7 protein-coding genes and 1 pseudogene are annotated in these 11,980 nt (G+C 60.2%); all 8 read left to right on the forward strand.

Annotated features, from left to right (window positions below):
• Positions 1 to 11: 11 nt before the first annotated feature.
• Positions 12 to 2,072, forward strand: coding sequence for a Mu transposase C-terminal domain-containing protein (locus tag MXC11_RS01740; RefSeq protein WP_284060328.1), 2,061 nt, complete (start codon positions 12 to 14; stop codon positions 2,070 to 2,072).
• Positions 2,065 to 3,675 (forward strand): ATP-binding protein, encoded by a 1,611-nt coding sequence (locus MXC11_RS01745; RefSeq protein ID WP_250004311.1) that lies wholly within the window; start codon positions 2,065 to 2,067, stop codon positions 3,673 to 3,675. The genes MXC11_RS01740 and MXC11_RS01745 overlap by 8 nt, the downstream gene beginning before the upstream one ends.
• Before the next feature lies 1 nt (position 3,676).
• On the forward strand, positions 3,677 to 5,179 hold the full coding sequence (locus tag MXC11_RS01750) for a TnsD family Tn7-like transposition protein (RefSeq protein ID WP_250004313.1): 1,503 nt from the start codon (positions 3,677 to 3,679) through the stop codon (positions 5,177 to 5,179).
• Positions 5,172 to 6,797 carry a Tn7-like element transposition protein TnsE gene (locus MXC11_RS01755; protein ID WP_349665485.1) on the forward strand — a complete coding sequence of 542 codons (1,626 nt, stop codon included), beginning with the start codon at positions 5,172 to 5,174 and terminating at the stop codon, positions 6,795 to 6,797. Before MXC11_RS01750 ends, MXC11_RS01755 begins: the two co-directional genes overlap by 8 nt.
• Before the next feature lie 210 nt (positions 6,798 to 7,007).
• Complete coding sequence (locus MXC11_RS01760; RefSeq protein ID WP_250004328.1) at positions 7,008 to 8,927, forward strand: type I restriction-modification system subunit M; 1,920 nt, start codon at positions 7,008 to 7,010, stop codon at positions 8,925 to 8,927.
• Positions 8,924 to 10,258 carry a restriction endonuclease subunit S gene (locus MXC11_RS01765; RefSeq protein ID WP_250004331.1) on the forward strand — a complete coding sequence of 445 codons (1,335 nt, stop codon included), beginning with the start codon at positions 8,924 to 8,926 and terminating at the stop codon, positions 10,256 to 10,258. Before MXC11_RS01760 ends, MXC11_RS01765 begins: the two co-directional genes overlap by 4 nt.
• Entirely contained in the window at positions 10,255 to 11,190 is a 936-nt protein-coding gene (locus tag MXC11_RS01770; protein WP_250004334.1) for a GIY-YIG nuclease family protein, read from the forward strand. Before MXC11_RS01765 ends, MXC11_RS01770 begins: the two co-directional genes overlap by 4 nt.
• Positions 11,187 to 11,904 (forward strand): annotated as a pseudogene (locus MXC11_RS01775) (PDDEXK nuclease domain-containing protein); the annotation flags it as partial. The gene MXC11_RS01770 and the pseudogene MXC11_RS01775, both read left to right, overlap by 4 nt.
• Positions 11,905 to 11,980: the final 76 nt, after the last annotated feature.

Below are 11,980 nucleotides of genomic sequence, written 5' to 3' on the forward strand. Positions count from 1 at the left end.
AGGTGTTCCGGATGGGGGAACTGCGAAAGCGCCTGCTCTGGTCCGGTACCGAGCAGGCCATCTGGATCGATATCGATTCGGACACGGCGTTGCCCGAACCGATATCGGTTGCAGAGCTGGAGCGTCTGCTCATGGAGCGGGAGCTGGAGAGCATTGCCGATCCCTTCGAGGAGACAGTCCTACGGGAGGTTGAGGAAGGTTCTCTTGATCAGCAGAAGCGTGATGAAGCTTGGGCAATGCTGGCGGATTTTGTGCACGATCCCCAGCTTTACGTGCGGCACCCCAGAGGGCTCATTGTCAGAGGCATCATGGAGCGCCATGGTGTCACCAATCAGACGGTGTACAGGTTACTGAGGCGCTACTGGCAGCGGGGCATGTGCAGGAATGCTCTCTTGCCGGACTATGTCAACTCGGGCGCCCGTGGCAAGCGCAGAAAGCCGAACCAGGCCAAGCTGGGCAGGCCCAGAGTGGTGATGGAGGGGAAAGGGAGCAATGTCACGCCGGACATCGAGCGCATTTTTCGCCGGGTCATCGAGAAACGCTTGCTCAAGGAAAAGCATCCGTCCATTCCTGATGCCTACGCCTCCGGGCTGAACTTGCTCCGTGCTGTTCTGCCGGAGCTGCCGACCTCCGAACTGCCTACATTGGGTCAGTTCCGTTACTTCTATGGGCGCGAATATCACTTCACCGACACCTTGCCATGCAGGGTGTCCGCAGTGGATTTTGCCAAGGACTTCCGACCGCTCAGCAGTACATCGACGACCGAGGCACTGGGGCCCGGATACCGCTACCAGATAGATGCCACCATCGCCGATATCTATCTGGTTTCAGAGCATGATCGCAGCCTCATCGTCGGCAGGCCTGTCGTTTACATGGTGATCGACGTGTTCAGCCGCATGGTCGTTGGTATGTACGTCGGATTTGAGGGGCCTTCCTGGGTCAGTGCCATGGTGGCATTGGCCAATACGGTCGCCGACAAGGTTGAGTATTGCCGTCAGTATGGCGTGGAGATCGATGCCAGCGACTGGCCGGTCAAAGGCTTGCCGGATGTGGTGCTGGCTGATAAGGGCGAACTGAATGGCACCAAGGTGGAAGCATTTTCCCAAGCCTTCGGCGTTCGCATCGAGAATGCACCGGCCAGGCGAGGAGATGCCAAGGGGATCGTCGAACGTTATTTCCGGACGGTGCAGGAGCGTTTCAAGCCCTATGCCAGCGGTGTGGTCGAGCACGCCACCAGCCGGAAGCGGGGTGGCCACGACTACAGGCTTGATGCCAGTCTGACCTTGCCCGAGTTCACCCAGATCATCATTGCCGGCATCCTCTACCACAACAACTTTCACACCTTGAGCAAATACGACAGGACCTCTGGTATGCCAGGCGATCTGCCAGCCATCCCAGTCATGCTATGGAACTGGGGCTTGGCCAACCTGACCGGCCGGTTACGTACTGCGCCCGAGGAGCTGGTGCGGATCAATCTTTTGCCCCATGAGTCGGCCACGGTTTCGGAGCTGGGAATCAGGCTGTTCGGCTGCTTCTACACCTGCCAGGAAGCAATCAGGGAGGGTTGGTTTCACCGAGGCCAGGGGCGCCGGCCGACAGGGGTAACGGTCGCATACGATCCGCGTAGCGCCGACCACATCTACCTGCGGCCGTCCAATAGTCTCAAGGACTACTGGGTTTGCGAGCTTGCCGACCGCAGTCGACGCTTCAGGGGGATGACCTTCTGGGATGTCTGGCTGCTGTCCAGAGAGGAACGGCGTAGCGATACCAACGCGGCGGCGGAAGCCTTGGTAGAGAGAGGCAATCTTCTGAAGCAAATCGAGTCCATCGTTGCCCAGGCAGAGGATGCCAGTCCGGTCAAAACGGGTATGACCACGAAGGATCTGGGAACCCAGATCCGCGAGAACAAGCAGCAGGAAAAGCGCCAGGAACGCCAGAAAACAGCATTCAAACCGGAGAAAGAACAGCAGGAAAAGCCAGCCGAGGTGATCCCACTGCGGGGCGAGAAGCAGGAAGATTATGCCTTCCCAGATCTCAGTGACCTGATATTCAAGGAGGAAGAGGATGACTGAAGAATTCCAGCGTGGAGTCATTCCCCTGGCGCGTTACCAGGAGCAGCAGCTTCCCGAGTATCAGGACAATCCGCTCATCGGCGCATTGCCTCCGATTCCTGATCTGCAGGAGGTGGTCGGTCTATTGCAGCAGCTTCCCGGTTTCGAGCCGCAGGAGGCGCTTCTGGATGGTCGGCTCAGGGCACATGCGATTGCCCGCCTGTTGCACGGCTTCTTCCAGCCGCTGAGCCATCACTTGGAGCTGGAGAGCAAGATCAGCCTGATGATCCGTCAAGGGTACATCGGTCGGAATCCGGCCAGCGGTGCCTGGTATGCGCACCTGCAGAATGGCTATCGCCGTGTCGAGGAGGAGGATCTGGATGCGGCGGTGTACCAGAGTGTCTCCTCTACGGCCAACAGCCTGTCGCTGTTCGGCTGCTCCGGTTGCGGCAAGACGCGCACGCTGGAGCGGATTCTGGGCATGTACCCCCAAGCTCTCCATCACCCTGATTACAACATCACCCAACTGGTCTACCTGAAGATCGACTGCCCAATTGATGGTGATTTGGATGAGCTGTGCCTGAGCTTCTTCAACGAAGTAGACAAGATCCTGGGTACCCACTACAGCCGTAGCCACGGACGCAAGAAGCTGGGTACCAAACGTCTGCTGGCATCCATGTGCCAGGTGGCCAATCTGCACGCGCTCGGAGTGCTGATCATCGACGAGGTTCAGAACCTCAACGAGGCACGCTCCGGTGGTGCCGAGAAAATGCACAATTTCTTCGTGTCGCTGGTGAACACCATCGGTGTTCCGATCATTCAGGTCGGCACCCACCGGGCCAGCAAGTTCTTCCAGCGCACGTTCCGGGCTGCTCGGCGGGTCTCCGGGTTGGGCAGCATCCGCTGGGATAGGTTGCCTCGGGACGAGCATTGGAAGCGTCTGTTGAAGCGGCTCTGGAAGTACCAGTGGCTGCGAAATGCGGCGCCATTGGATGACGAACTGGAGGCTACGATGTACGACCTCACCCAAGGGGTCATGGACATCGTCATCAAGCTGTTCGCGCTGGCGCAGATCCGGGCGATAGTGACGGGCGTCGAGTGCATCAAGCCGCTGTTGCTGCGCAGGGTTTTCGAGGACGAGTTCAAACCGGTCCATCCGATGCTGGCGGCCTTGCGGAGCGGTAGGTCCGAGCTGATCGCCAAATATGACGACCTGCTTATGCCAGAGATCGAGGGACGGTTGCTGACCCTGACTCGCTCTCTGGATAGCGTCGCCCAACCGAAACCGCCGGCCCCTCCGGCTGATGACAAGGCGAAGAGGCTGGCCGCCCTGCTCGAAGGTATGGAAATCCCGAGGGACATCGCCATTCCCATGGCCGATGAATTGTTGGCGGAGAATCCGGACATCCCGCTGGCGGCCCTGATTCACAAGGCCACGGCCTACCTCGCGCAGGACGCTCCCAAGAGGCCCGGCATTTCCAGAGTTAAGCGGACGGAGTGGGGGTGCCTATCCGAGGAGGATCTGCGCCGACGTTATGCCGATGGGCCTGAAAGCGAGGCCTATGACAGATTCAAGCAGGCTGGCTTGATCCTCGATCTGCGGCCTCTGCTGAGAGCGAGCTGACATGTACTTCCCCAGGCTCTACCCGGACGAACTGCTTTACAGCGGTATTGCCCGGTGCCGGGTACATCTGGGGATAGGCAACCACAAGACCTTGCTGCACATGCTGTTCGGTGACAGCAAGGTTGCCGCGATCACCGATCTGCCCACACACCTGACTGCGTTGGCGAACAACACGGGCTTGGATGCGGAAGGCATGATCCTGAATCACACGCTGTTCCCGCTCTATGCCCCTTTCATTCCGCCGGAGCGTCGTACCGAACTTTTTCAGGCCATGCTCGCTTCCGACCGGCCGACGATTGGCCTGTCTGGGGCATCGACGGCCTTGGTCAAATGGCCCGAGTGGCTGCGTTACTGCCCGGTCTGCTTCGAGGACATGGCGGATCGTTTCGGTGAGCCCTACTGGCAGCGTAGCTGGCAGATCCAAGGGATAGATGCCTGCCCAGAGCATGGCTGCCAGCTCTTGGACTCACCCATCCCGTTTCGTCGAGCGCAGCGGCATGAGTTTCATCCAGCCTCGCCACTGTTTCTGCCTCGCGATCTTCGCGTGAGTCCCGTGGGCGAAGAGGCTATCAGGCTCGCCAAGGCTGCCATGCAGCTGCTGGCGTGCGAAGAGGTGCAATCGCCTGGCTACGGACGCTGGACCAATTTGTACCGGTACCTGGCTACAGAGTACGGCGCCAGGCGCGGCCGGCAGGTCAGGGCTGAAGTCATCTGGGAGAAGATCCTGGCATCCCATCGCAGGGATTGGCTTGCTGCGAACGGTCTGCTGACATCCTGGGAGCCTCCGCCCTGGCTGTTGGCAATGTTCAGGAAGCACCGCAAGGGATTCAGTGCGCTGCAGCATCTGATCGTCTGGACCAGCCTGCGCCCTGGCCAGCCTGCTGGCGAGCTGATCAGCGAGGCGAAGACTCGCCAGGTCGACCTTGCCTCCGACCGGTCAGTACAGTTGCTCCCCGCTGAGTTTGAACAAAAGCAGCAATACCGAGCCGTTTGGCTGCAAGCACTGGCTAATCACGGTGGCGCTAAGGCAGCCAGGCAAAACGGAGGGGGGGCATGTTACGCCTGGCTCTATCGTCATGACCGACACTGGCTGATGGCTGCGAACCAGGCCAGGCAGCACCGACAGGGCAACAACAGCCACGTCGACTGGCGAGTGCGTGACAGGAAGCTGGTGCGCCTACTGATCCGGATTGGCAGAGGTAGCGAAGAAGACCTGGGCCTTCCGCGCAGGAGCCGCAACTGGTTCCTGCAGCAGCTACCCCATCGGGCATCAGTCGAGCACCATCTCGATCAACTGCCTCTGTGCCACACCTTCCTGGATCGCTATGCCGAGTCCGTCGGCGAGTATCAGATCCGTCGCCTGACTGCAGCGATGCTGGAGGATGTACAGACAGGCATAACGTCCAGGCGCTGGGAGCTGGAAAGGCGTTGTGGATTGGAAAAAAGCAGGATGGCACCACTGACCACTGCGTTCATTCGATTGATAGGAAGATGGATTGAATAGGACAGTATTTCGTCAGATCCCGAACGGATCCAGGTTGCTGGCCGTTGGAAATTTTTTCAGGGCTCCGACTCCGGCAGCCGAGTGGCGCTTGGCGGCTCTCTTTGAGCGTAACGGTCAGCTGCAGCTGCAGCGGTTCGCACAGGAGATGTCGTGTGTCTTGGCCGTTGGTCGCGAGTTTCTTGGCGAAGAAGGGGCTCCTTATCGTCCCAGTGGTTTCAAGAAGACGGTGGTGCTTCCTGCAATAGATACCTGGCGGGAACGGCAGTTGGGTGAGTGCCCACGTCTGGCCAGAAGGCTTGCTGCAAATCCTGAGATATCTGGACAGCGATGCGTTGTGTTCGAGGTCGATGGTCTGACCGTCTGGCTGCCGAAATTCGAGCTGGCGCGAAAAATGTTCTTCCACGCTGCCTTCATCGTCCGTGCAGCCTTCGCACCGAATGGCTTGGACATGGCCTTCACGGTCTACAGAGAGGGCGATGTTGTTCATATCCATACGCCCCCGAAGACAGGTGCGCCAAGTCAGCTTCTCAAAATCAAGGGATACAGAGACCATTTCAGTTGGCTGCTGCTGAATCAGGATGTGAAGCGATCCTTCGAGTCAATCTGGCAAAGCCTCAACCAAGGGCAAGAGCAGGTACCGCAAGGTTCGGCGTATGCAAGGTGGCAGTTCGACTTCATGGCACCCCCTTCCCTCGCGGGTAGCACCATGGATGTGCGAGGCCCCTTTGATCCGGAAAGCAACGAATTGCTGGCCTGGGAGATCGAAAAGCTTCAGGGGCTCCGGTTTAGCCATCGCGGTGATATTTTTTTCCATCACCCTGCTCTCAAGTTACCCGTCAGGGGTGAAAAAACAGGCTGTGTATCTGTGCCATCGGGAGCAGAAGAAGTGGAGGTGGATGCTGACGAAGAGCCGACTGCTGCCAAGGAGCAGAGGTTGATTCATCTGCCTGTTGAGGGGATCACGTTTGATGCTCAGCTGCGCACCAAGATCGCCTACAACGGGGAGCGTGCCAACGGTCATGGCAAGAAGGTCGACGACGAGCAATGCCCGAGCAGAGAAAGACAACTCTTCGGCGTGGCTGATCCTGTGAGCGAGGGCAGCATAGCGTCAGGAGAATTCCAACAATTGGGTGAGGGAGAGCGTGATGGGGACGAGCATGAACGGCTTGCAGATCGTTTCTCGCTACTCCGAGAGATTCTTGAACAAATCACCCAAGAGTCTGGAGTTGCGCTGGTAGCACTGGAGGTGAGGCCTCTGCCGCCCGTTCCACGTTGCAGCTACCACATGATCGATCACGAAAAATCACGCTGTTATCTGCTGGCAAGGTTCAAACTACAAAACGGCGATCAACGCTACCTTCTAGAAATAGATACCTCAGACAACCGGAAGACCATGTCAACGCGGATCATGGGCTTCAAAGCCGGTGTTGAGGCAGAAAAATGCATAGACAGGATCTTGAGGGAGACAGTGAAAGGCTCGTTGCGCTGGCCAGGCACCATGGCGAAGTACTGTGAGCCTTTGCACTCTGTGCATCACCCTAAAGAAAGCTCATCTGGGGTCAACCATGCCAGGGTGTTCGACTGGAAGCAGCGGATACGCTTGGCCCTCCTGAACTGATCGAAAAGCGAGCATAAATTCGGCTGCGACACATCTTGTCGCGCGCTCCAGGTAGCCTCCCCGAAACTGCCCGGAGCCGTGCCAAGGCGGTGTAGGCACGGCCGGCTACTGGCTCCTGCTTGGCCAAGCAGTTAAGGTTCTCAACCTATCAAGACACCCTGCAGGGACGCGGCATTCAGGCGCGTTCCCGATTTCCGTAAGGATCCGCCTGTGAACCAGCAAACCCTCGCCGACTTCATCTGGAACGTGGCCGACGTGCTGCGTGGCGACTTCAAGCAGTCCGAGTTCGGCCGCATCATCCTGCCGTTCACCGTACTGCGTCGCCTGGAGTGCGTGCTGGAGCCAACCCGCGAGTCGGTACGCACCCAGCACAGCCTGCTCAAGGACAGCGGCGTGGATCTCGACCTGCTGCTGCCCGGCACCGCCGGCGCGACCTTCTACAACGTCTCGCAGTTCTCCCTGGCTAGCCTCGGCTCCACCAGCACGCGGGCCAACCTGGAGGACTACATCGCCAAGTTCTCTGCCAACGCACGCCAGGTGTTCGAGCACTTCGCCTTCGACGGTTGGCTAGAGAAACTGGACAAGGCCAACCTGCTGTACCTGGTGACCCAGAAGTTCGCCGCCATCGACCTGCACCCGGACGCCATCAGCAACCACGAGATGGGCCTGGTGTTCGAGCACCTGATCCGCAAGTTCGCCGAGTCGGCCAACGACACCGCCGGGGAGTTCTTCACCCCGCGCGACGTGGTGCGCCTGGCCACCACCCTGGTGTTCGCCCCCGACCACCAGGCACTCAATGGCGAAGGCGTAGTGCGCACCGTCTACGACTGCGCGGCCGGCACCGGCGGCTTCCTGTCCTCGGCCATCGAGCAGGTCAGCGAGTGGAACCCCAATGCCCGGCTGGTGCCCTACGCCCAGGAGCTGAACCCCGAGACCTACGCCATCTCTGTGGCCGACAAGCTGATCCAGGGCTTCTCGACGCAGAACATCAAGCTCGGCAACACCCTGTCCAACGACCAGCTGCCCCATGAGCAGTTCGACTACTGCCTGGCCAACCCGCCGTTCGGCGTGAAGTGGGAGAAGGTGCAGAAGCAGGTGCAGGACGAGCACACCCAGCAGGGCTTCGCTGGCCGCTTCGGTCCCGGCCTGCCACGGGTCGGCGACGGCTCGCTGCTGTTCCTGATGCACCTGCTGTCCAAGCGTAAGCCGGCCGAGCAGGGCGGCACCCGCATCGGCATCGTGTTGTCCGGCTCGCCGCTGTTCAACGGCGGCGCTGGCTCCGGCGAGTCGGAGATCCGCCGCTGGATTCTGGAGAACGACTGGCTGGAGGCAATCATCGCGCTGCCCACCGACCTGTTCTACAACACCGGCATCGGCACCTACGTGTGGATTCTCTCCAACCACAAGGACGCGCTGCGCAAGGGCAAGGTCCAGCTGATCGACGCCAGTGCCATGCATGCGCCGATGCGCAAGAGCCTGGGCAGCAAGCGCAAGTACCTGTCCGACGAGCAGATCGCCGAGATCGCCAAGCTGCACGAAGCCTTCGGGGAAGGCCCGAACAGCAAGATCTTCGCCACCACCGACTTCGGCTACCGGCGCATCACCGTCGAGCGCCCGCTGCGCCTGCGCTTCTCGGTCGATCCGGATAAGCTCGCCGCCTATCAGAACACCAAGGGCTCCGATCAGGCCGAGGCCTTCGCCGCCGTGGAAGGCCGCTTCGATAACCTGCCGGCCTTCCTCAAGGCCGCCGGCGTGAAGAAGCTCTCCAAGGGTGCACAGAAGGCCGTGCTGGCCTGCTTCGGCGAGCGCGACGCCGAGGCCCAGCCGGTGCTGGATGACAAGGGCAATGTGCAGTCAGATTCGGATCTGCGCGAGTTCGAGAACGTCCCCCTCAACCAGTCCATCCAGGACTATTTCGAGCGCGAGGTGCTGCCCCATGTGCCGGACGCCTGGATCGACACCGGCAAGACGGACGCGAAGGATGGTCAGGTCGGTATCGTCGGCTACGAGATCAACTTCAACCGCTACTTCTACGTCTACCAGCCGCCGCGCCCTCTAACCGAGATCGACGCCGATCTGAAGGCAGTGGAGGCCGAGATCGCCGCGCTGCTGGGTGAGGTGACGGCATGAGTCACTACAAGCCGTATCTGGCGTACAAGGACTCCGGGGTGGAGTGGTTGGGGCAGGTGCCAGAGCACTGGCAAGTCAAGCGACTGCGGTTTGCGGCGATGCTGAACCCGCCTATTCGTCCAGATCTTCTTGCTGATCTTGCCTGCGAAGTCTCTTTTCTGCCGATGGAGGCTATCGGGGAGGATGGCTCTCTGAATCTGGAGCAGAACCGGCCTGTGCAGGATGTACGTAATGGCTACTCGTATTTCGAGGATGGCGATGTGGCTTTTGCCAAGGTCACGCCCTGCTTCGAGAATGGCAAAGGAGCCCTGATGCAAGGCCTGCAATATGCTGCAGGCTTTGGCACTACCGAACTGACGGTCATGCGTCCTGTGCAGGATGTCACGGATGCACGCCATCTGAGCTATATCGTGCAAAGCACACAGTTCCGTACCTTGGGTGCAGCCGCCATGACCGGGGCTGGTGGCCTCAAGCGAGTTCCAGATGAGTTCACCAGAAATTTCCCGGTTGCATTTCCTCCCCGGACAGAGCGGGAACTCATTGGCGATCACCTCGACCGCGAAACCGCCCGCATCGACGCCCTGGTGGCGAAGAAGACCCGCTTTATCGAGCTGCTGCGCGAAAAGCGCCAGGCGCTGATCACCCATGCCGTCACCAAGGGCCTCGATCCCAACGTGAAGATGAAGGACTCCGGCGTGGAGTGGCTGGGGGAGGTGCCGGAGCATTGGATTTGCAAAAAGCTGATGTACTGGATACAAGGCTATGGAAGCGGCACTACCCCATCCAAGGATGAAGACTACTGCATAGAAGGTGGGACCCCTTGGGTTACTACCGGTGAGCTTCGCGAGAGTTTGGTCTGTGAGACTGATAAGCGGGTTACGGATGTTGCCTTGAGGGAATACAGTGCATTGAAGGCCCATCCAGAGGGCTCACTTGTAATTGCCATGTATGGCGCAACTGTTGGTCGCCTTGGCTTGCTGGGTGTGCCTGCGGCTCTGAATCAAGCGTGTTTTGCTATACATCCTTGCAGGGAAATTAGCATTCGCATGCTGCGTTGGTGGTTTGAAGGATTCAGAACAGAGCTGATCGAGCTGGCTACAGGTGCAGGTCAGCCAAATATCAGCGGCGACAAGATCCGGAATTTGCTTATCGCGGCACCGCTCAGTTTGGAGGAGCAGGAGCAGATAGCCAGCCATATCGATTGCAAGACATCGCGACTTGATGAATTGGTAAGGAAGACCGAGCGCAGCATCGCCCTCCTCAAAGAACGCCGCTCCGCCCTGATCACCGCCGCCGTCACCGGCCAGATCGACCTGCGGGAGGCGGTATGAGCCAGGGCCGCAGCATTCGCCTGTTTCTGGTCGACGGCACGCCGAACGGCCTGCTGACCGCCGAGATCATGAACTGGACCGGCCACGTGCTGACCGGCCCGCGCAGCAAGCTGGCCGAGCTGGTGCAGCGCCCCGAGTGTGCGCGCACCGGCGTGTACTTCCTGGTCGGCCCCGACCCGGACGACAGCCTGCGTACCCGGGTGTATGTCGGCGAGTCGGACGACGTGGCCCAGCGCCTCAAGCAGCACAACCGCCCCGAGGAACAGGGCGGCAAGGATTTCTGGGAGCGGGTCTGCCTGGTCACCAGCAAGGACCAGAACCTGACCAAGGCCCATGCGAAGTATCTGGAAAGCAAGCTGATCGGCATCATCGCCAGTGCCGGCCGCTGCGTACTGGGCAACGGCACCGCGCACGAGTATGGCAATCTGCCGGAATCCGACCGCGCCGACATGGCCTTCTTCCTGGAGCAGATCCGCACCGTGCTGCCGGTGCTGGGGTTCGACTTCCTGCGCGAGCTGGCCAGGCCTTCGACCGTCAGCGCACCCAGTCCGGCTGCGCCTGTCTCCCGCTCCCCGCTGTTCACCCTGGAGGTGCCGCGCTACCGCATCAGCGCACAGGGCCAGGAGATCGATGGCGAGTTCTTCGTGCTCAAGGGCTCCAGGGCGAGGGCGGATTGGGTCGGTACCGAGCGCGGCTATCAGGGGTTATTCCGGCAACTGGTGGCGGATGGTGTGCTGGTCGCCGAGAGTCCCGAGCATCTGGTGTTCAGCGACGATTACGCCTTCAGCAGCCCGAGTGCGGCAGCGGCAGTGGTCTGTGGGCGCGCAGCCAATGGCCGTACTTCCTGGGTGGCCGGGGGCACAGGCCAGACTTATGCTGCCTGGCAGGAGCAGCAACTGACCAATATTGAACCTGTCGCGGAGATTGAATGAGCAAGCCAAAACCGACCGATCTCGATCTTCATCTGCAGCCACTGCTGGGCAGCCTCGGCGAGCTGATCCGCCAGGCCCGCCAGCGAGCGCTGCGTGCCGTGGATGCCATCCAGGTGCAGACCTGCTGGGAAGTCGGCCGGCAATATCGTCGAGTTCGAACAGGGCGGTGCGGCTCGCGCGCAGTACGGCAAAAAGCTGTTGTCCTCTCTGGCTCGTGTGCTGAGCGCGGAGTTCGGCAAGGGTTTCGACGAGCGCAATTTGCGGCATATGCGGGCCTTCTATCAGGCCTTTCCAATTTGGAACGCAGTGCGTACCGAATTGAGCTGGACCCACTACCGCACCTTGCTCAAGGTCGACAGCGACAGCGCCCGCCAGTGGTACATGAACGAGACCGCCGAGCAGGGCTGGACCACCCGTGCCCTGGATCGACAGATCGGCACGCTGTACTACGAGCGACTGCTGGCCAGCCAGGACCGGGCAGCCGTCGAGCAGGAGGCCGCCAGCAACCTGCAGTTGTTGGGCAAAAGCCCCCGCGAGTTCGTGCGCGACCCGGTACTGCTGGAGTTCCTCGGCCTGCCCAATGCCGGTGCCTTTCTGGAGAGCGACCTGGAGCAGGCGCTGATCGACCAGTTGCAGGGCTTCCTGCTGGAGCTGGGCAAGGGCTTCGCCTTCGTCGCCCGCCAGCAGCGCATCAGCACAGAGAGCAAGGACTTCTGAACCGCCCCGGGAACTCCGGAGGCTCTCTGGTTTGAGTCATGCCGCCAGGGCTGACTCGTCGAGTTGTCGATAA

The organism is Pseudomonas eutrophicaquae, assembly GCF_023544715.1.
In the GTDB taxonomy this organism is placed as follows: domain Bacteria; phylum Pseudomonadota; class Gammaproteobacteria; order Pseudomonadales; family Pseudomonadaceae; genus Geopseudomonas.

Coding starts and splice junctions, on each gene's coding strand:
- MXC11_RS01750 (WP_250004313.1), top strand. CDS start 3,677: ATGTACTTCCCCAGGCTCTACCCGGACGAACTGCTTTACAGCGGTATT.
- MXC11_RS01770 (WP_250004334.1), top strand. CDS start 10,255: ATGAGCCAGGGCCGCAGCATTCGCCTGTTTCTGGTCGACGGCACGCCG.
- MXC11_RS01765 (WP_250004331.1), top strand. CDS start 8,924: ATGAGTCACTACAAGCCGTATCTGGCGTACAAGGACTCCGGGGTGGAG.
- MXC11_RS01740 (WP_284060328.1), top strand. CDS start 12: ATGGGGGAACTGCGAAAGCGCCTGCTCTGGTCCGGTACCGAGCAGGCC.
- MXC11_RS01745 (WP_250004311.1), top strand. CDS start 2,065: ATGACTGAAGAATTCCAGCGTGGAGTCATTCCCCTGGCGCGTTACCAG.